Source organism: Kitasatospora sp. NPDC001132 (genome assembly GCF_053598415.1).
In genome coordinates this window covers 459,939-479,665 of the sequence record NZ_JBSFKF010000003.1, presented here as the reverse complement: position 1 = coordinate 479,665, position 19,727 = coordinate 459,939, and the positions used below count along the sequence as shown (strand labels likewise).

At 71.8% G+C, this 19,727-nt stretch carries 15 protein-coding genes and 2 tRNA genes; 12 read left to right on the top strand and 5 right to left on the bottom strand.

Annotated elements, in window-relative coordinates:
- Window positions 1-145 precede the first annotated feature (145 nt).
- Complete coding sequence (gene pepN, locus ACWDBE_RS06750; protein ID WP_449792689.1) at window positions 146-2,737, bottom strand: aminopeptidase N; 2,592 nt, start codon at window positions 2,735-2,737, stop codon at window positions 146-148.
- A gap of 225 nt (window positions 2,738-2,962) precedes the next feature.
- Here pepN and ACWDBE_RS06745 point away from each other — a divergent pair, with 225 nt between their 5' ends.
- On the top strand, window positions 2,963-3,595 hold the full coding sequence (locus tag ACWDBE_RS06745) for a mycothiol-dependent nitroreductase Rv2466c family protein (RefSeq protein ID WP_449792690.1): 633 nt from the start codon (window positions 2,963-2,965) through the stop codon (window positions 3,593-3,595).
- 131 nt (window positions 3,596-3,726) lie between these two features.
- Here the strand turns inward: ACWDBE_RS06745 and ACWDBE_RS06740 are convergent, their stop codons facing one another.
- On the bottom strand, window positions 3,727-5,154 hold the full coding sequence (locus ACWDBE_RS06740; RefSeq protein ID WP_449792691.1) for an amino acid permease: 1,428 nt from the start codon (window positions 5,152-5,154) through the stop codon (window positions 3,727-3,729).
- Window positions 5,155-5,419: 265 nt separating this feature from the next.
- Between ACWDBE_RS06740 and ACWDBE_RS06735 the strand changes: the two genes are divergently transcribed.
- The 4 genes from ACWDBE_RS06735 (at window position 5,420) to ACWDBE_RS06720 (ending at window position 8,896) form a co-directional block, all read left to right on the top strand.
- Window positions 5,420-6,019 (top strand): biotin transporter BioY, encoded by a 600-nt coding sequence (locus ACWDBE_RS06735; RefSeq protein ID WP_449792692.1) that lies wholly within the window; start codon window positions 5,420-5,422, stop codon window positions 6,017-6,019.
- A gap of 132 nt (window positions 6,020-6,151) precedes the next feature.
- Complete coding sequence (locus ACWDBE_RS06730) at window positions 6,152-6,637, top strand: ribose-5-phosphate isomerase (protein ID WP_392884322.1); 486 nt, start codon at window positions 6,152-6,154, stop codon at window positions 6,635-6,637.
- 356 nt (window positions 6,638-6,993) lie between these two features.
- On the top strand, window positions 6,994-8,220 hold the full coding sequence (locus ACWDBE_RS06725) for a PP2C family protein-serine/threonine phosphatase (protein WP_449792693.1): 1,227 nt from the start codon (window positions 6,994-6,996) through the stop codon (window positions 8,218-8,220).
- 478 nt (window positions 8,221-8,698) lie between these two features.
- Window positions 8,699-8,896: a hypothetical protein gene (locus tag ACWDBE_RS06720; RefSeq protein WP_359914825.1), complete on the top strand. Its 198-nt coding sequence runs from the start codon at window positions 8,699-8,701 to the stop codon at window positions 8,894-8,896.
- 57 nt (window positions 8,897-8,953) lie between these two features.
- On the opposite strand, the gene ACWDBE_RS06715 is transcribed toward ACWDBE_RS06720, so the two are convergent.
- Entirely contained in the window at window positions 8,954-9,745 is a 792-nt protein-coding gene (locus ACWDBE_RS06715; RefSeq protein WP_449792694.1) for a DUF6348 family protein, read from the bottom strand.
- Between the two features lie 190 nt (window positions 9,746-9,935).
- Here ACWDBE_RS06715 and ACWDBE_RS06710 point away from each other — a divergent pair, with 190 nt between their 5' ends.
- Window positions 9,936-10,493: a DUF6197 family protein gene (locus ACWDBE_RS06710; protein ID WP_449792695.1), complete on the top strand. Its 558-nt coding sequence runs from the start codon at window positions 9,936-9,938 to the stop codon at window positions 10,491-10,493.
- A gap of 83 nt (window positions 10,494-10,576) precedes the next feature.
- Here ACWDBE_RS06710 and ACWDBE_RS06705 read toward each other — a convergent pair.
- Window positions 10,577-10,647 (bottom strand) — tRNA-Gly (locus ACWDBE_RS06705).
- 191 nt (window positions 10,648-10,838) lie between these two features.
- On the opposite strand from ACWDBE_RS06705, the gene ACWDBE_RS06700 reads away from it, so the two are divergent.
- The 5 genes from ACWDBE_RS06700 to clpX all read left to right on the top strand — a co-directional run bounded on the left by ACWDBE_RS06700 (window position 10,839) and on the right by clpX (window position 15,773).
- Window positions 10,839-10,912 (top strand) — tRNA-Pro (locus ACWDBE_RS06700).
- A 303-nt stretch (window positions 10,913-11,215) separates the two neighbouring features.
- Window positions 11,216-12,598: a trigger factor gene (tig, locus tag ACWDBE_RS06695; RefSeq protein ID WP_449792696.1), complete on the top strand. Its 1,383-nt coding sequence runs from the start codon at window positions 11,216-11,218 to the stop codon at window positions 12,596-12,598.
- A 267-nt stretch (window positions 12,599-12,865) separates the two neighbouring features.
- Window positions 12,866-13,486, top strand: coding sequence for an ATP-dependent Clp protease proteolytic subunit (locus ACWDBE_RS06690; protein ID WP_392884367.1), 621 nt, complete (start codon window positions 12,866-12,868; stop codon window positions 13,484-13,486).
- 56 nt (window positions 13,487-13,542) lie between these two features.
- Window positions 13,543-14,205 (top strand): ATP-dependent Clp protease proteolytic subunit, encoded by a 663-nt coding sequence (locus ACWDBE_RS06685; protein WP_392884317.1) that lies wholly within the window; start codon window positions 13,543-13,545, stop codon window positions 14,203-14,205.
- Between the two features lie 278 nt (window positions 14,206-14,483).
- On the top strand, window positions 14,484-15,773 hold the full coding sequence (clpX, locus tag ACWDBE_RS06680; RefSeq protein WP_045696864.1) for an ATP-dependent Clp protease ATP-binding subunit ClpX: 1,290 nt from the start codon (window positions 14,484-14,486) through the stop codon (window positions 15,771-15,773).
- 77 nt (window positions 15,774-15,850) lie between these two features.
- Here clpX and ACWDBE_RS06675 read toward each other — a convergent pair whose 3' ends face one another.
- On the bottom strand, window positions 15,851-16,720 hold the full coding sequence (locus ACWDBE_RS06675; protein WP_449791766.1) for a hypothetical protein: 870 nt from the start codon (window positions 16,718-16,720) through the stop codon (window positions 15,851-15,853).
- A gap of 192 nt (window positions 16,721-16,912) precedes the next feature.
- On the opposite strand from ACWDBE_RS06675, the gene ACWDBE_RS06670 reads away from it, so the two are divergent.
- Window positions 16,913-19,552, top strand: coding sequence for a valine--tRNA ligase (locus ACWDBE_RS06670; protein ID WP_449807401.1), 2,640 nt, complete (start codon window positions 16,913-16,915; stop codon window positions 19,550-19,552).
- Window positions 19,553-19,727 lie beyond the last annotated feature (175 nt).

Below are 19,727 nucleotides of genomic sequence, written 5' to 3'. Positions count from 1 at the left end.
CGGCCTCCCACGGCAGAGGGCCCCGGCCGCTCCCTGGAATCCAGGAGCGGCCGGGGCCCTCTTTCACGGCGGCCCGGTCACGGCGGCCCGGTCACGGCGGCGTACGGCCGTCGCGGCCCGCGGCCGTCGCGGTGTGCGCTGCCCGTCAGGCCCGGTCGCAGGCCTGCGCCCGCAGCGCGCGGGCCAGGTCGTCCCGGCGCTCCAGCACCAGGCGGCGCAGCGCCGGCGCGGCCTGCGGGTGCCCGGCCAGCCAGGCGTCGGCCTCGGCCAGGGTCTGACCGTCGGTCTGGGCGATCGGGAAGAAGCCACCGACGATCCGCATCGCGATCTCGATCGTCCGCTCGGCCCAGATCCGCTCCAGCAGCTTGAAGTACGGCGCCGCGTAGAGGGCGCTCAGGTCGCGCTGGGAGGGGATCGAGAAGCCGGCGGTGTTGGCCTCGACCAGGGCGCTCGGCAGCTCGTCCGAGTCGATCACGGCCGACCAGGCGGCGGCCTTGGCCTCCGCGGTGGGCCGGGCGGCCAGGCACTGGGTGTGGTGCCGCTTGCCGCTCGCGGTGTTGTCGGCGGCCAGCTCGGCGGCCAGCTCCTCGTCGGTGGCCTGGCCGGACGCGGCCAGCGCCAGCCACAGCGCCCAGCGCAGGTCCTGGTCGACCTCCAGGCCGTCGATCCGGGCGCTGCCGGACAGCAGGCCGCGGACCAGGCCGAGGTGCTCGGCGCCGCCCGCGGTCTGGGCGAGGAAGCGGGCCCAGGCCAGCTGGTGGTCGCTGCCGGGGACGGCGTCGCGCAGCTCGCGCAGGGCGCCGTCGGCGAGCAGCCGGCCGCCCTCGCCGCGCCAGGCCGGGTCGGCGTACAGGTCGACGGCGGTCTTGGCCTGGGCGTGCAGCGACTGGAGCACGCCGATGTTGCCCTCCTGGCCGGCGAACCGCAGTACCAGGGCGACGTAGTCGCGGGCCGGCATCAGGCCGTCCCGGGTGAGGTTCCACACCGCGGACCAGGTCAGCGCGCGGGCCAGCTCGTCGCGGATGTCACCGAGGCCGGTGCGCAGGCCCTCCAGCGACTCCTCGTCGAAGCGGATCTTGCAGTAGGTCAGGTCGTCGTCGTTGAGCAGCACCAGCGCCGGGCGGGCCAGCCCGACGGCCTCGGCGACGACGGTCCGGGCGCCGGTGACGTCCAGCTCGATCCGGCTGGTGCGCACCAGGGCGCCGTCGGCGTCCCGGTCGTACAGGCCGACCGCGATCCGGTGCGGGCGCAGACCACGCGACGGAGTCGCGGAATCGTCCGCAGTGCCGTCCTGGAGCACGGCCAGCTCGGTGATCCGGCCCTCGGCGTCGGTGGTGACCTGCGGGGTGAGCGCGTTGACCCCGGAGGTCTGGAGCCAGGCGGCGGCCCAGGCCTTGAGGTCGCGGCCGCTGGTCTCCTCCAGCACCTCCAGCAGGTCGCCCAGCTCGGTGTTGCCGAAGGCGTGGCGCTTGAAGTAGCGGCGGGCGCCCTCGAAGAAGGCCTCCGAACCGACGTACGCCACCAGCTGCTTGAGGACGGAGGCGCCCTTGGCGTAGGTGATGCCGTCGAAGTTGAGCTTGGCGTCCTCGAGGTCCCGGATGTCCGCGGTGATCGGGTGGGTGGTGGGGAACTGGTCCTGCCGGTAGGCCCAGGCCTTGCGCTGGTTGGCGAAGGTGACCCAGGCCGAGGAGTAGCGGGTGCGGGCGCCGATCAGGCCGTAGGAGCCCATGAAGTCGGCGAAGGACTCCTTCAGCCACAGGTCGTCCCACCAGCGCATGGTGACCAGGTCGCCGAACCACATGTGCGCCATCTCGTGCAGGATGACGTTGGCCCGGCCCTCGTACGCGGCGTCGGTGACCTTCGAGCGGAAGACGAACTCCTCGCGGAAGGTGACGCAGCCGGGGTTCTCCATCGCGCCGATGTTGTACTCGGGGACGAAGGCCTGGTCGTACTTGCCGAAGGGGTACGGGTAGTCGAACTCCTCGTGGAAGAAGTCGAGTCCGAGCTTGGTGACGCCGAGGATCTCGTCCGCGTCGAAGTACGGGGCCAGCGACTTGCGGCACATCGCGGAGAGCGGGATCTCCAGCGCGGTGCCGTCGGCCAGCTCGCGGCGGTAGTGGTCGCGGGCGACGTGGTACGGGCCGGCGACGACGGCGGTGAGGTAGGTGGAGATCGGCTTGGTCGGCGCGAACTCCCAGGTACGGGCGTCGCCTTCGGCGGTGACGTTCTCGTGCGGGGCGTTGGACCACACGTCCCAGGCCGCGGGGGCGGTCACGGTGAAGGTGAACGGGGCCTTCAGGTCGGGCTGCTCGAAGTTCGCGAACACCCGGCGGGCGTCGGCCGGCTCGTAGTGGGTGTAGAGGTAGGTCTCGCCGTCCACCGGGTCGACGAAGCGGTGCAGGCCCTCGCCGGTGCGGCTGTAGGCGCAGTCCGCCTCGACGGTCAGCACGTTCTCGGCGGCCAGGCCGTCGACGTGCACCCGGGCGCCGTCGTAGGCGGTGGCCGGGTCGAGGGCGCGGCCGTTGAGGGTGACCGAGCGGACGGCGGGGGCGAGCAGGTCGAGGAAGGTGTCCGCACCGGGCTGGGAGCAGCGGAAGGCGACGGTGGTGGTGGACCGGAAGGTGCCGGCCGCCTGGTCCGGGGCCGAGGTCACGTCCAGCCGGACCTGGTAGCCGTCCACGGCCAGGATGCTGGCCCGCTGCTGCGCCTCGTCGCGGCTGAGGTTCTTGCCCGGCACGGCGGTACTCCTTTGTCCGGCTCGCACGGTGGTGCGCCTGTGGGTGGTGCGGTCTCGGCGCGGGGTGTGCTCCGCGCGCGGGGTCATCCTTTCACGGTCCGCGCCGTCAGTACCATTGCACAGGCTGCCGCGTTCGCACCGGAATCACCGGCGCCGGGCGGGTGTTGGCGTTCCGGGGACGGAACTCCTCCCCGCCTCGGACCACCTCACGAAGGACGACACGCAGTGACGACTGCCGCTGAGCGCAAGACCGCCGACTTCTGGTTCGACCCGGCCTGCCCGTGGGCGTGGATGACCTCCCGCTGGCTGATCGAGGTCCAGCAGCTGCGTCCGGTCGACGTGCACTGGCACGTGATGAGCCTGTCGGTGCTCAACGAGCACCGGGACCTCCCGGAGAGCTACCGGGAGCTGCTGGACAACGCCTGGGGCGCGGTGCGGGTCTGCATCGCCGCCGAGCAGCAGCACGGGCCGGAGGTGCTCGGCCGGCTCTACACCGAGCTGGGCCTGCGCTTCCACAACCAGGGCCTGCCGCAGAACCGGGAGACCGTCGAGGCCGCCCTGGTGGCCGCGGGCCTGCCGGTCGAGCTGGCCGACGCGGCCGGCACGGACGCGTACGACGAGGCCCTGCGCGCCTCGCACAAGGAGGGCATCGGCCTGGTCGGCGAGGACGTCGGCACCCCGGTGATCGCGGTCGAGGGCGCGGACGGCGAGCGGGTGGCCTTCTTCGGCCCGGTGGTCACCCCCGCCCCGAAGGGCGAGGCCGCGGCCCGGCTGTGGGACGGCACCCTGCTGGTGGCCTCCACCCCGGGCTTCTACGAGATCAAGCGCACCCGGACGGCCGGCCCCTCCTTCGAGTGAGCACGGCTCCTTCGAGTGAGCACGGCGAGGAACGCATGAGCACCGCGCGGAACGCGTGAGTGCGGCGTGGAACGCGGCAGGGCCCGGTACCCATCGGTACCGGGCCCTCGCCGTCCGCGCGTCCGGGTGGGTCAGCGCAGGGCGGCGGCGTCCCGGCGCTGCTTGAGCAGCCCGGCGACGGTGAGTCCGGCGACCAGCACGCCGGCCGCGTACAGCTGGTCGCGGTTGCCCTCGGTGGTGGTCATCAGGGCGAGGATGCCGACCACCGCGGCCATCGCGACCCAGGTCAGGTACGGGTAGCCCCACATCTTCACGGTGAGCAGCTCGGGCGCCTCGTGCTGCAGCCGGCGGCGCATCCGCAGCTGGACCACGCAGATGAACAGCCAGACCACCAGGATCGCCACACCGGTGGTGTTCATCAGCCAGGTGAACACGGTGTCCGGCCAGAACTTGGCGGCCAGCACGGCGCCGAAGCCGAACAGGCAGGAGGCCAGCACGGCTCTGCGCGGCACCCCGCCGCTGACCTTGGCCAGCGCCTTGGGGCCCTGGCCGCGGCCGACCAGCGAGTACGCCATCCGGGACGCGCCGTAGATGTTGGCGTTCATCGCGGACAGCAGCGCGACCAGCACCACCACCTGCATGATCGTTCCGGCGGCGGGCACCCCGAGGTGGCTCAGCACGGTGACGTACGGGCCGTCGGTGACGACCTTCGGGTCCTTCCAGGAGACCAGGGTGACGACCAGGGCCATCGAGCCGATGTAGAAGATCCCGATCCGCCACACCGCGGTGCGCACGGCGTTGGCGACGTTCTTCTTGGGGTCGTCGGACTCGGCGGCGGCGATGGTGACGGTCTCCAGACCGCCGTACGCGAAGACCGAGGCGAGCAGGCCGATGATCAGACCGTCGATGCCGTTGGGCAGGAAGCCGCCGTGGCCGGTGAGGTTCGTGGTGCCGGGGGCGCCGGGGCCGATCACGCCGGCGATGCCGAGCCCGCCGAGGACCAGGAAGGTGACGATGGCGGCGACCTTGATCGCGGCGAACCAGAACTCGAACTCGCCGAAGTTCTTCACCGCGGTGAGGTTGCTGGCGCAGAAGAAGACCATGAACAGGGCGACCCAGACCCAGGCGGAGACGCCGGGTATCCAGCCGTTGACGATCTTCCCGGCGGCGGTGGCCTCGGCGGCCACGCCGCAGCAGAGCATCACCCAGTACATCCAGCCGGCCGTGATCCCGGCCCAGGGGCCGATCTCCTTCTCGGCGTGCACCGAGAACGATCCGGAGGCCGGGCGGGCGGCGGACATCTCACCGAGCATTCTCATGATCAGCATGACCAGGAGGCCGGAGAGCACGAACGCCAGGATGATCGCCGGGCCGGCGGCCGCGATGCCGGCGCCGGAGCCGACGAAGAGGCCGGCACCGATCACGCCACCGAGGGCGATCATGGACAGGTGGCGCTGCTTCAGCCCGTGGGTGAGCTGCTGGCCACCCGACGCCGGATCGGCGGCCGGGCGGGGGCCTGCGGGGGTCCCGGTCGCCGTAGGGGCGGGGGTGGGGGCCATAGGGGCGGTTCCAGACTGTGCGGTATGCGACATGAGCTGTCCAATATCCGGCGGCGCCCCTGTCCATGCCAAAGATGATCGCTTTGGGCTCACGATGCGGACCATGTCGAAACCTAACGTGATCATGTTGTGACCAGGAGTCGTTCGGGGCCGGTTCCGACAACGCCCGACGGCCCGGGTTTGTCCGAAACCGTGCCGTTCGCGCAGTGGATCACCGCGTAGGTTCACAGGTGTTCACTCACCTGGACCTCACGGAGGAGCCCCGATGGCCACTGCCACCACCCCGATACCGCGCCGCGCCGTCCTCGCCGACCTGCTGCCCGCCGCCTCCACCCGGCTCGGCGCCCAGGCCCGCGACCTGGCCCTGGTGGCCGGCGGCGCCGCGCTGACCGGCGTGGCCGCCCAGCTGTCGGTGAACGTCCCCGGTTCGCCGGTGCCGGTCACCGGCCAGACCTTCGCCGCCCTGCTGGTCGGCACCGCGCTCGGCGCCCGCCGCGGCGTCGCCTCGCTCGTGCTGTACATGCTGGCCGGCATGGCGGGCCTGCCCTGGTTCGCCGAGGGCACCTCCGGCTGGGCGACGGCCTCCTTCGGCTACGTGCTCGGCTTCGTCCTGGCCGCCGCCCTGACCGGCGCACTGGCCCGCCGCGGCGCCGACCGCACGCCGGTCAACACCGCCGTCACCATGGTCCTCGGCAGCCTCGCCATCTACGCGGTCGGCGTCCCGTACCTCGCCCTGTCGCTGCACGTGTCGCTCGCCCGGGCGGCCGAGCTCGGCCTCTACCCGTACCTGGTCGGCGACGCCCTCAAGGCCGCCCTCGCCGCCGGCGCCCTGCCGCTGGCCTGGAGGCTGGTCGGCCGGCGCTGACCCGCCCGGCCGACGCTGATCCGCCCGGCCGGCGCCGACCCACCGGGCGACTCCACCGGCCGGTCCCACCGGCCACCCCGGTCGGCGCACCCGTTGTCGGGCCCGGGCGCACGCGCATGCCACACTCATGGCATGCGCGTGTACCTGGGCTCCGACCATGCCGGATACGAACTGAAGAACCACCTCGTGGAGTGGCTCAAGGGGGCCGGCCACGAGCCGGTCGACTGCGGGCCGCACATCTACGACGCCGAGGACGACTACCCGCCGTTCTGCCTGCGTGCCGCCGAGCGCACCGCCGCCGACGAGGACGCCTTGGGCATCGTGATCGGCGGCTCGGGCAACGGCGAGGCGATCGCCGCCAACAAGGTCAAGGGCGTCCGGGCCGCGCTGGCCTGGAGCGTGCAGACCGCCGAGCTCGGCCGTCAGCACAACAACGCCAACGTGATCTCCATCGGCGGCCGCATGCACACCCTGGAGGAGGCCACCGAGTTCGTCGAGGTCTTCCTCAAGACCCCGTACAGCGGCGAGCCCCGGCACACCCGCCGGATCGAGATGCTGAGCGAGTACGAGACCACCGGCGAGCTCCCGCCGATCCCGGCCCACCACCCCCAGGGCTGATCCCACCACCCACCCTCCCCGGCCGGCCGGCCGCACGCTCCCGTGCGACCGGCCGCCGCCGTCTCCGGACACGTCGGAAACCGCGGGACGGGCGCCCCCGGAAGCCGCGTGACGCGCCCGGGACGACCCCGCACCGCCTGTGGGATCGGCCACAGGCCACCGCTCGCCGACACCCCCGCACGCGGGGCGCACGCGCCGCCCACGCGGTCCGTACGCCCAACCCGCGTACGCCTCCTGACGACGCGCCCGCAACCCCGCCGATCGGCCGAAACCCACTGGGCGCCCCGCGCTCCGGCACCCGTGACCGCCCCCGGCCCGTCGACGCCGGGCGGTGCCCGTGGATAGGGTCGGACCCCATGGCTGGCAGAGCGCCGGGCACACCGCCCCAGACGACTGCGACGAGGCCCGGCGCCGCCCCGGCGTCCGAGTCCGTGACGGCCCGGTTGCGCAAGAGGGTCCGCCGGGTCCGCCGAAGGCTGCGCACAGCCGGTGTGGACTACTTCCGCGGCGGCGCCGCCGACTGGCCGGTGCTCTGCGCGCTCGCCCTGCTCGTGCCGCTGCTGATCCTGCTCAACATCTGGATGCCCGACTGGGCCCCGCCCACCTCCCTGGTCCTGCCGATCCTGGCCGGCGCCCTGCTGCTGCGCCCCGGCAGCCTGGTCGTGCTCTACGCGCTGGCCGCGCTCGGCCTCTCCTCCGAGTCCGTGATCCACACCGGCCAGCGGGTCGCCAGCGACAACCCCGAGGCCTACCTCTACGGCGTGACCCCGGGCGCGGCCCTGGTGGTCGGCGCCGCCGGGGTGGGCGGCCTGCTGCTCGCCCAGTTCCGGGCCCGGGTCGGCGTGCCCTGGTGGGGCGGTTCCACCATGCTGTTCGACCTGCGCGAGCGGCTGCGGGTGCAGAGCCGGGTGCCCGAGCTGCCGGACGGCTGGCACGCGGACATGGCGCTGCGCCCGGCCGGCGGCCAGTCCTTCTCCGGGGACTTCGTGGTCGCCGCGCGCACCGGCCCCGGCCAGCGGCTGCTGGAGGTGGTCCTCGCGGACGTCTCCGGCAAGGGCATGGACGCCGGCTCCCGGGCGCTGCTGCTCTCCGGCGCCTTCGGCGGCCTGGTCGGTTCGCTGCCCGCGCACGACTTCCTGCCCGCCGCCAACGGCTACCTGCTGCGTCAGTCCTGGGAGGAGGGCTTCGCCACCGCCGTCCACCTGGTGCTGGACCTGGACACCGGCGAGTACGAACTGCTCTCGGCCGGGCACCTGCCGGGCATGCAGCGGCTGGCGGGGGAGGGCCGCTGGGAGGTCAAGCAGGCCGAGGGCCCGCTGCTCGGGATCTACGACGGCGCCAAGTTCGACGGCGTGCGCGGCCGGCTGAACCGCGGCGACGTGCTGATGCTGTGCACCGACGGCATGGTCGAGGCGCCGGGCCGGGACCTCACGGAGGGCATGGACCGGCTGATGGGGGAGGCGGACCGGCTGGTGCCCGGCGGCGGACCCGGCACGGGCGCCGGCGCCGCGGCCGCGCTGATCGAGACGGTCGCCCGGGACATCAACGACGACCGCGCCGTGCTGCTGCTCTGGCGGGACTGACGTCCGTCCCGGGGCACATGCCGGGGGCGCCCGCCGCTGTCAAGCCTGGCAGCTGATCTTCAGCCAAATCGGACGGCCCGTCGACTGACCGGACCAGGGGCTTCCGCTACCCGCCCCCGACCGTTTTCCGGCCGCTCAGCCCGGCCCCGCCGACGATTCGTCAGGATGGCTCCGCTATCGTCCCGGTCGGCGGAAAGTCGTCTCGCACCGCAGGGTATCGGCGTTGGGCTGACTTTCAGACCTTTACGCAATCGGCACGGTCGACCACACTGAGTCCGGGCGGGACTGTTCAGGATTCGGGGGATGGGGGGCGTCACGTGCGGCACGACAGACAGCGGTCGACTCTGGGCTCCCTCGCCGGCGGCGTGCCGGACGGTCCGCGATTCCGCCTCGGGACCGTCGGACAGGCCGGGGTCCGGCTTTCGCAGGTGCCGCCGGGTGGTGGCACCCCGCTATGAAAACGAGGAAGTGAGTCCGGGTGGCACTCTCCGTCTCCGCACTGGTCCTGTTCGCGATCCTGTGCATCATCTTCATCCGCAACAAGCAGATGAAGATCCCGCACGCGATCGTCGCCGCCCTGTTCGGCTTCATGCTGCACGAGACCACGGTCGCGGGCTCCATCAACTCGCTGCTGGCCAACCTGGCGCACAGCATCTCCGGCATCACCGGCGGCTGATCCGGCCGGGCCGACCACCGGCGTCGGCACGCCCGGAGGCGATCGGGCGAGCCACCGTCACCGGCCGGCCCGTCTGGCTTCCCGCCAGCGAGCGAACAGTCCCCGGGGGCGCGCCGCCGCCGGGGCCGGGACACGCATCGGTGCGGGTGCCACGGCACCCGCCGACGTGTGCTGCCCCGCTGTCGTGGGCTCGGCCGTCAGCAGGACGAACAGCCGCGCCCAGCACAGCCGTTCACCCCGCGGCCAGTCCAGCGCGCGCAGTGCCGCCGACGCCGCCTCCGACACCTCGCCGCCCACCCGGACCTCGGCGACGTCGTCCCCCGCCTTCCCGCCCAGGAAGAGCTTGACGCCCACCGGCCCCGGGCCGGTCAACTCCGCGCGCAGCGCGGGCGCCAGCGCGGGCAGCACCCGGTGCTCGGCCAGCCAGCCCGCCAGGTGCTCGTTGCCGAAGCCGAACACCGCGGCAGGCCCCTGCACCGCGCGCCAGCCCGGGAGCCCGGGCAGGTCCGGACGGTCGGCGTGCCCCCCGCGGCCGTCCGCGAACCCGACCAGCACCGAGGCGGTGGTGGTCGCCCACATCTTCACCGCGTTCGCGAGCTTCTCCTCCTCGGTCTTGCCGAGGCCGGCCGCGCAGTCCCACACCACCGGGGCGTCCGCCCGGCCCAGGTGCAGCACGAAGCCGAGGTCCACGTGTCCGGCGCCGTCGTCCCCGGGGTGCTCGCGGACCGCCACCGCCGTGGTGCCGGGGCCGCGGACCACCTCGCCGTCCGGGCGGAACACCTGGCCCAGTCGCGCCATCTCCCGGACCACACAGCGCTGAATGACGGCCAGTCGCTCCTGCGGACGCACCGGGACTCCTCCACCTCGGGGAGCGCGGCGGTTGGGGTCGCGCTCGAACTGCGCTCGAACGCGCCGAGGCTATCGGCCCGGCAGCCCACCGGGAAACCGCGCGGACCCCGCGGTCCTCCGGTCGCGAGAATGTCCTGTATGCCCCACTTTGGGCAGCGGAACCTGAAAGCCGTCCGCCCGGAGGACCCGCATGCCCCGCACCACCGCCCCGCCGCCACCCGTCCTCCTCGCCCCCGGGCCGGCGCCGTCCGGCCCCGCGGGCTCCGGGCTGGTCGCCGAGATCGAGGCCTACCTCGCCTCGCTGCCCGCCCCCGCGCGCACCCCGGTGCCGTACGTCTGCCCGTACGGCAGCACCCCGCGGCCCTGGCAGGCCGGCCACCCCGAGCCCAGGGCCACCCTGCTCGACCGGGCGCTCGGCCGGCCCGCCCGCCCCGTCCCGGTCAGCGCGGCCGACCACCTCAGGCTCGCCTCCCGCTACATCGGGGCGCACGGCTGGCTCCAGGGCGCGATGTGGGACGAGGCCGGCCGGGTCTGCCTGCTGGGCGCGCAGGCCGCCGTCCTGGCGCACGGCTACGGCACCCCGGCCACCGTGCGCACCGCCCGGGTCCAACTGATGGAGGTGCTGCACGCCACCGGCCGCCCGGCGCGTTCCCCGGACGAGTACAACGACCGCCCCACCACCCGGGAGGGCGATGTCCACCGGCTGCTGGACCGGGCCGCCGCCCGGGCCGCCCGGCTCGGGCTCTGAGCACGCTCCGGGCTTCGGCCGCCCGCCCGGCCCGGAAACGCCGACGGCCCCGGTGTGCTGAGCACACCGGGGCCGGACCGGAGAGCGGGCGACGAGAATCGAACTCGCGTGACTAGTTTGGAAGACTAGGGCTCTACCATTGAGCTACGCCCGCACGACGCTCCCAGCCGTCACCGGCCGGAAGTTCGGGGGACAGCCTACCTGGTCCGGGCGCCCGAGTGCACACCCCATCGCGCACGCCTTCCTGCGCGCCCGCGCGGTTCGGGCGCGTCGCGCCCGCGCGGAACAAGCTGAACAACTCGGCGAGCCGTGCAGGCCCGGCGTGTACGCTTCCTCTCGGCACCACGGGGTGTGGCGCAGTTTGGTAGCGCGTCCGCTTTGGGAGCGGAAGGCCGTCGGTTCGAATCCGGTCACCCCGACAGTGCGGCAGGGTCTCGCCCACCGGGGCGGGGCCCTGTTCTGTATCGGAGCTGCACGGCGGCGGTACGGTGGCGTCTGGCGTCCGCCTTTCGTGGTACCGGTAGGATGGGGCGCTGGCGGTAGTCCCTGTGGCGTCCACCCAGGTCAACCGCACGAGGGCGAGGAGTCAAGCTCACCGTCCACCCCACGGGAGATGCAGCTCCAACCGCCCATCGCCCGTCTCGTCCGACCCCTTCCGGCTCCGGCCGGGTGACGGGGACGGGCGGAGACAACCTGACCGCAAGCCCATAGGAGACCTAACCGTGAAGAGCGCCGTCGAGACTCTGAACCCGACCCGGGTTCGACTCACCGTCGAGGTGCCCTTCGAGGAGCTCAAGCCCAGCCTCGACGCGGCGTACAAGAAGATCAACCAGCAGGTCTCGGTCCCGGGCTTCCGCAAGGGCAAGATCCCGAACCGGGTCATCGACCAGCGCTTCGGCCGTGGTGCCGTGCTGGAGGAGGCCGTCAACGACGCCCTGCCGCGCTTCTACACGCAGGCCGTCGACGAGGGCAAGATCGAGGTCCTCGGACAGCCCGACATCACCAACATCGAGGGTGTCGAGAAGATCGCCGACGGCGGCGACCTCAAGTTCACCGCCGAGGTGGACGTCCGCCCGGAGATCACCCTGCCGGAGTTCTCCTCCATCGAGGTGACCGTCGACCCGATCGCCGTCTCCGACGAGGACATCGAGAAGTCGCTGGAGCAGCTGCGCGAGCGCTTCTCCTCGGTCAAGGACGTCGAGCGCGCCGCCACGGCCGACGACATCGTGGTCGTGGACCTGGTCGCCAAGGTCGACGGCGAGGTGCCGGAGGACGGCACCGCCAACGGCGTCAGCTACGAGATCGGCTCGGGCCGCCTGATCGACGGCATCGACGAGGCCGTCATCGGCCTGTCGGCCGGCGAGCAGAAGACCTTCGAGACCGAGCTCAAGGGTGGCACCCAGGCGGGCAAGACCTCCGAGGTCACCGTCACCGTCACCGCCGTCCAGGAGAAGGAGCTGCCCGAGCTGGACGACGAGTTCGCCCAGCTGGCCAGCGAGTTCGACACCCTGGAGGACCTGCGCGCCGACTCCCGCAAGCGCCTCGAGCGCATGAAGGAGTACGACCAGGCCACCCAGGCCCAGGAGAAGGTCCTGGACGCGCTGCTCGCCCTGGTTGAGATCGAGTACCCCGAGAAGCTCCTCAAGGACGAGGTCGAGACCCGCAAGCACAACGTGGAGCACCACCAGCTCCAGCCGATGGGCCTCACCCTCGACGCCTTCCTGGAGACCCAGGGCAAGACCCGCGAGGAGTGGGACGCGGAGATCGAGGAGCAGGCGAAGAAGGGCATCAAGACCCAGTTCGTCCTGGACCAGATCGTCGCCAACGAGGAGCTGGGTGTTAACCAGGAGGAGCTGACCGAGCACCTCATCCGCCGCGCCGCCGGCTCGGGCCTCACCCCGGACCAGTTCGCCCAGCAGGTCGTCCAGGGCGGCCAGGTTCCGCTGCTGGTCGGCGAGGTCGCCCGCGGCAAGGCGCTGGCCACCGTGGTCGAGGCCGCCAAGGTCGTCGACACCGAGGGCAACGAGATCAACTTCGACGACGAGGACGAGACGGCCGAGGCCGCCGCCGAGGAGATCGCCGCCGAGGAGAAGACCGAGGCCTGAGCGCCCCGGTAGCCCCTCCAGGCTGCAGCGGGCCCGGACGCCGTACGGTGTCCGGGCCCGCTGTCGTCCCACCCGCGGCCGCCGCGACCCTGCGCTCACAGCGAACAGTTCTGCGTGAGGGATTCTGCGGCCCGGCCTGCGCGTTAGGGTCCTTGGACAGCAACAATCACGACGTGATACCCGGAAGCTGTGCGACACCGTGACGGCCGTGGAGCGACCGTCCAAACCGACTGAGCAGGTGGCTAAGTGACGTTCCCGCAGATGCAGATGCCTGGCCCGATGGCGCCGCACGCCGCCGCTGGTGACGTGCTCGGCGGCCTTGGCGACCAGGTCTACAACCGGCTGCTCAACGAGCGGATCATCTTCCTCGGCCAGGCGGTCGACGACGACATCGCCAACAAGATCACCGCGCAGCTGCTGCTGCTGGCCGCGGACCCGGACAAGGACATCTTCCTCTACATCAACTCCCCGGGCGGCTCGATCTCGGCCGGCATGGCGATCTACGACACCATGCAGTACATCAAGAACGACGTCGTCACCATCGCGATGGGCATGGCGGCCTCGATGGGCCAGTTCCTGCTGACCGCGGGCGCCCCGGGCAAGCGCTTCTCGCTGCCCAACTCGACCATCCTGATGCACCAGCCCTCCGCCGGCCTCGGCGGCTCCGCCACCGACATCCGCATCCAGGCCGAGCAGCTGCTCCGCACCAAGAAGCGGATGTCCGAGCTGATCGCGCACCACAGCGGCCAGTCCTTCGACCAGATCACCGCCGACTCCGACCGCGACCGCTGGTTCACCCCGGAGGAGGCCCTGGAGTACGGCCTCATCGACGCGATCATGCACAGCGCCGCGGACGTCCCCGGCGGCGGCGGCACGGGCGCTGCCTGAGCCTCGGCCCGGCCCGCGACACCACAGCCCCAACGCCCCGGAGGACAAGGACCCCCATGAACATCCCCAGCCTGTCGGCCGCCCAGGCCCGCGTCGAGGACATGCGCGCCGAGGGCCGCTACATCGTCCCGCGCTTCGTCGAGCGCACCACGCAGGGCATCCGCGAGTACGACCCGTACGCCAAGCTGTTCGAGGAGCGCATCATCTTCCTCGGCTCGCAGGTCGACGACGTCTCGGCGAACGACATCATGGCGCAGCTGCTGTGCCTGGAGTCGATGGACCCGGACCGCGAGATCCAGATGTACATCAACTCGCCCGGCGGCTCGTTCACGGCCCTGACGGCCATCTACGACACCATGCAGTACGTGAAGCCGGACATCACCACGGTCTGCATGGGCCAGGCGGCCTCCGCCGCCGCCGTGCTGCTCGCCGCCGGCACCCCCGGCAAGCGGATGGCGCTGCCGAACGCCCGCATCCTGATCCACCAGCCGTACACCGAGACCGGCCGCGGCCAGGTGTCCGACCTGGAGATCCAGGCCAAGGAGATCTTCCGGATGCGCGAGCAGCTGGAGGAGATGCTCTCCAAGCACTCCAACCGGTCGGCGGAGCAGGTGCGCGACGACATCGAGCGCGACAAGATCCTCACCGCCGAGGAGGCCGTCGAGTACGGCCTGGTCGACCAGATCATCTCCACCCGCAAGACCTCGCTGACCTCCTGAGGTCGGCTCCCTCCCAGCCCGCGAGCGGGTCGGGAGGGGCGCGTCGGGGCGGGGTGCGCACCGGGTGCGCACCCCGCCCCGGCCCATCGGCGGGCCCGCGCGACGGCATCTGTTCGGTATCAATTCGCCCAGGGCGTAGGGCAGACCTGGCGAAGAGGACGGAATCACGAGCCCGGCAGAGTACCGTCGGATAGCGAGACCGAGCGCCGTCGGCGTTGACGGTCCACAGCACCAGGCCCCGGAACCCTGCGGGGCCCCTGGCGAAGGGGAAGCACCTCGTGGCACGCATCGGAGACGGTGGCGACCTGCTCAAGTGCTCGTTCTGCGGCAAGTCGCAGAAGCAGGTGAAGAAGCTGATCGCCGGCCCAGGCGTGTACATCTGCGACGAGTGCATCGACCTGTGCAACGAGATCATCGAGGAGGAACTCGCCGAGACCTCCGAGGTGCGCTTCGAGGAACTCCCGAAGCCGCGCGAGATCTACGAGTTCCTGGACCAGTACGTGGTCGGCCAGGACCTCGCCAAGAAGGCGCTGTCGGTCGCCGTCTACAACCACTACAAGCGCGTCCAGGCCGGTGAGGCGGGCCGCAGCGGTGGCAACGGCCGCGAGGACGCCATCGAGCTGGCCAAGTCCAACATCCTGCTGCTGGGCCCCACCGGCTCCGGCAAGACGCTGCTGGCGCAGACCCTGGCCCGGATGCTGAACGTGCCGTTCGCGATCGCGGACGCCACCGCGCTGACCGAGGCCGGCTACGTCGGCGAGGACGTCGAGAACATCCTGCTCAAGCTGATCCAGGCGGCCGACTACGACGTCAAGAAGGCCGAGACCGGGATCATCTACATCGACGAGATCGACAAGGTCGCGCGCAAGAGCGAGAACCCGTCGATCACCCGGGACGTCTCCGGCGAGGGCGTGCAGCAGGCCCTGCTGAAGATCCTGGAGGGCACCACCGCCTCGGTGCCGCCGCAGGGCGGGCGCAAGCACCCGCACCAGGAGTTCATCCAGATCGACACCACCAACGTGCTGTTCATCGTCGGCGGCGCGTTCGCCGGCCTGGAGCGGATCATCGAGGGCCGCGCGGGTGCCAAGGGCATCGGCTTCGGCGCCAACATCCGCTCCAAGCGGGAGTCGGACGCCAGCGACCACTTCCGTCAGGTGATGCCCGAGGACCTGGTGAAGTTCGGCATGATCCCCGAGTTCATCGGCCGTCTGCCGGTGATCACCAGCGTGCACAACCTGGACCGCGAGGCGCTGCTCCAGATCCTCACCGAGCCGCGCAACGCGCTGGTCAAGCAGTACCGCAAGCTGTTCGAACTGGACGGCGTGGAGCTGGAGTTCTCCCGGGACGCGCTGGAGGCGATCGCCGACCAGGCGATCCTGCGCGGCACCGGCGCGCGCGGACTGCGGGCCATCATGGAGGAGGTGCTGATGTCCGTGATGTACGAGGTCCCCTCGCGCCAGGACGTCGCCCGCGTGGTGGTCACCGGTGACGTGGTCTCCAAGCACGCCATCCCCACCCTGGTGCCGCGCGACATGATCAAGCGCGAGCGCCGGGAGAAGAGCGCCTGACCCGAAGACCCGCATGCGAGAGGGGCCCCGCACCGGATCCGGATCCGGTGCGGGGCCCCTCCTCGTGCGCGCGGGCGTTACCTGGCGACCTTCATGGCGTCCCGGATCGCCCGGGTCCGCTCGGCGGCCTGGGTGACGGTGAGGGCCTGGGCGCCCCCGCCGGCGGAGACCTTGGTGAAGGTCACCCGGGCGTAGGTCGACTTGTCCGCCCAGATGCAGACCGTGGACTGGGTCTTGAGGGCCTGCAGCGTGTAGACGCCGCAGGAGAGCCGGCCGTTGGAGGCGTGGCCGTCCTGGGCCGGGAAATCGGCCAGCGGAGTGCTCCAGGCGAGGCCCGACCCGCCCTTCTTGGAGTCCTCGATGATCTGGCCGGGGTCGTTGATCGTCCCGTACAGGCCGGCCACGGAGATGCCGTCCGTCGGGTCGCCGCCCTTGTTGTAGGTGGCGACCACGACGTTGAGGTTGCTGCCGTACTTGTCGGCGTCCTTCGCCTCGGGCTTGGACGGGTCGACGGCCTCCTCCTTGGCGGTCTTCTGGACGTAGCCCTCCGGGAGGTTCTGCGGGGTGGAGATCTTGTAGCTGCCGCCGGAGTCGCTGCCGCCCGAGGCGCCGAGGAACTTCCAGGCGGCGAAGCCGCCGCCGCCCAGCACCAGCGCGCCGACGACCAGCGCGATCACCAGGCCGCCCTTGCCCTTGGGCTGGGGCGGCGGCGGGTAGCCCGGCTGCCCGTACGGCGCCTGCGGCGGCACACCGTACGGCTGCTGGGGCGCGCCGTAGGGCTGCTGCGGCGGCTGGCCGTACTGCGGCTGGCCGTACGGGGGCTGGGGTGCGCCGTAGGGCTGCTGGGGCGGCTGGCCGTACTGGGGCGGCTGCCCCCCGTACTGCGGTGGCTGGCCGCCGTAAGGCTGCGGCTGTCCCTGCGGGTACTGCTGTCCCTGGCCGTACATCTGCGTTCGTGCTCCCCCGCCGCACCCGCGGCCTGTCGTGGTGTCCGGTCGTTCCGGACCCGTCCGGTCCGCCGGACGGGTTTTCGGGCACGCTACCGCACGGTGCCGGGCGGGGGCCGTCCGGCGGCGGCCCGCCCGGGCGCGCCGGAAGTGGTTTCGTGACCCTCCCCCCTGTTACGTAAACTGTGCGTCGTGACCGACACGACGAACCAGCGCCCCGTGAGCACCTCTGCCGGGGACGAAGCAGCAACCCTCCCGACGACCTACACCCCCGCGGACGTAGAGGGCGAGCTGTACGAGCGCTGGGTAGACCGTGGGTACTTCGCCGCGGACGCGAACAGCGACAAGCCCGCGTACGCCATCGTCATCCCCCCGCCGAACGTCACCGGCGTCCTGCACCTGGGCCACGCCTTCCAGCACACGCTGATGGACGCGCTGACCCGCCGCAAGCGCATGCAGGGCTACGAGACGCTCTGGCTGCCCGGCATGGACCACGCCGGCATCGCCACCCAGAACAAGGTCGAGCAGCAGCTCGCCGAGGCCGGCCTGTCCCGGCACGACCTGGGCCGCGAGGCCTTCGTCGAGAAGGTCTGGGAGTGGAAGAAGAGCTACGGCGGCCGCATCCTCGGCCAGATGCGCCGCCTCGGCGACGGCGTGGACTGGTCGCGTGAGCGCTTCACCATGGACGAGGGCCTGTCCCAGGCCGTCCAGACCATCTTCAAGCGGCTCTTCGACGACGGCCTGATCTACCGCGCAGAGCGCATCATCAACTGGTGCCCGCGCTGCCTCACGGCGCTGTCCGACATCGAGGTCGAGCACGAGGACGTGCCGGGCGAGCTGGTCTCGATCCGCTACGGCGAGGGCGACGACTCGATCATCGTCGCCACCACCCGGGCCGAGACGATGCTGGGCGACACCGCGGTGGCCGTCCACCCCGAGGACGAGCGCTACAAGCACCTGGTCGGCCGCACCATCAAGCTGCCGCTGACCGACCGTGAGATCCCGGTCGTCGCGGACGAGCACGTCGACCCGGAGTTCGGCACCGGCGCCGTCAAGGTGACGCCGGCCCACGACCCGAACGACTTCGCCATCGGCCAGCGCCACGACCTGCCCAACCTGTCCGTCATGGACGAGCGCGGTGCGATCACCGTGCACGGCCCCTTCCTCGGCATGGACCGGCTGGAGGCCCGTTCGGCCGTCGTCGGCGCGCTGCGCGAGCAGGGCCGGATCGTCGCCGAGAAGCGTCCGTACATGCACGCGGTCGGCCACTGCTCGCGCTGCCACACCGTGGTCGAGCCGCGGCTGTCGCTGCAGTGGTGGGTCAAGGTCGAGCCGCTGGCCAAGGCCGCCGGCGACGCCGTCCGCGACGGCAAGGTGGAGATCCACCCGAAGGAGCTGGAGCGCCGCTACTTCGACTGGGTCGACAACATGTACGACTGGTGCATCTCGCGCCAGCTCTGGTGGGGCCACCGGATCCCGGTCTGGTACGGCCCCGAGGGCGAGGTCGTCTGCGTCGGTCCGGACGAGCAGCCGCCGACCGGCGAGGGCTGGGTCCAGGACCCGGACGTCCTGGACACCTGGTTCTCCTCCGGCCTGTGGCCGTTCTCCACGCTCGGCTGGCCGGAGAAGACCGCCGACCTGGAGAAGTTCTACCCGACCGACGTCCTGGTGACGGGCCACGACATCATCTTCTTCTGGGTCGCCCGGATGATGATGTTCGGCCTGTACGCGATGGACGGCGAGGCGCCGTTCAAGACCGTCGCCCTGACCGGTCTGGTGCGCGACGAGTTCGGCAAGAAGATGTCGAAGTCCTCCGGCACCGCGGTCGACCCGCTGGACTGGATGGACGCCTACGGGGCCGACGCCGTCCGCTTCACCCTGGCCGGCGGTGCCAACCCGGGCGCCGACGTGCCGATCGGCGAGGACTGGGTCAAGGGCTCGCGCAACTTCTGCAACAAGATCTGGAACGCGACCCGCTTCGCGCTGATGAACGGCGCCACCGTCGAGGGCCCGCTGCCCGCGCCGGAGGAGATGACCGCGGTCGACCGCTGGATCCTGTCGCGGCTGAACGCCACCGTCGCCAAGGTGGACGCGCTGTACGACGACTTCCAGTTCGCCAAGGCCACGGACGCGCTGTACCACTTCGCCTGGGACGAGGTCTTCGACTGGTACGTCGAGCTCTCCAAGACCACCCTGGGCAAGGGCGGCCCGCAGGCGGACGCCTCGCGCCGGGTCCTCGGCGAGGTCCTGGACGTCACGCTGCGGCTGCTGCACCCGATCGTCCCGTTCGTCACCGAGGCGCTGTGGACGGCGCTCACCGGCGCCGAGTCGCTGGTCGTGGCCGAGTGGCCGAAGGACAGCGGCTACCGTGACGCGGCCGCCGAGTCGGAGATCGCCACGCTCCAGCAGGTGGTCACCGAGGTCCGCCGGTTCCGTTCGGACCAGGGCCTCCAGCCCGCGCAGCGCGTCCCGGCCCGGCTGGAGCTGGCCGGCACCGTGCCGGCCGTCCACGAGGACGCGATCCGCTCGCTGCTGCGGCTGACCGTCCCCGAGGAGGGCTTCGCGGCCACCGCCTCGCTGCCGGTCGCCGGCGCCACCGTCGCGCTGGACCTCTCCGGCACGATCGACGTCGCGGCCGAGCGCAAGCGCCTGGCCAAGGACCTCGCGGCCGCCGAGAAGGAGAAGGCCCAGACCACCGCCAAGCTCGGCAACGAGGCGTTCCTCGCCAAGGCGCCGGACGAGGTGGTCGCCAAGATCCGGGGCCGTCAGGAGGCCGCCGAGGCCGACATCGCCCGGATCACCGCCCAGCTCGCGGCGCTGCCGCAGGGCTGAGCCGCCGGTTTCGCCGAAGGGGCCGTACTCCGCGACGCGCGGGGTGCGGCCCTCGGCGTTTTCCGGGGCTGCCTTCCGGGCCGCTTTCGCTACGCCTAATAGCCCAGCAACATTGCTCCCTTCCGGCTAATTATCATCCTGCGACCGGGTGAGGTCCTATTCCGAGCGAATTGAT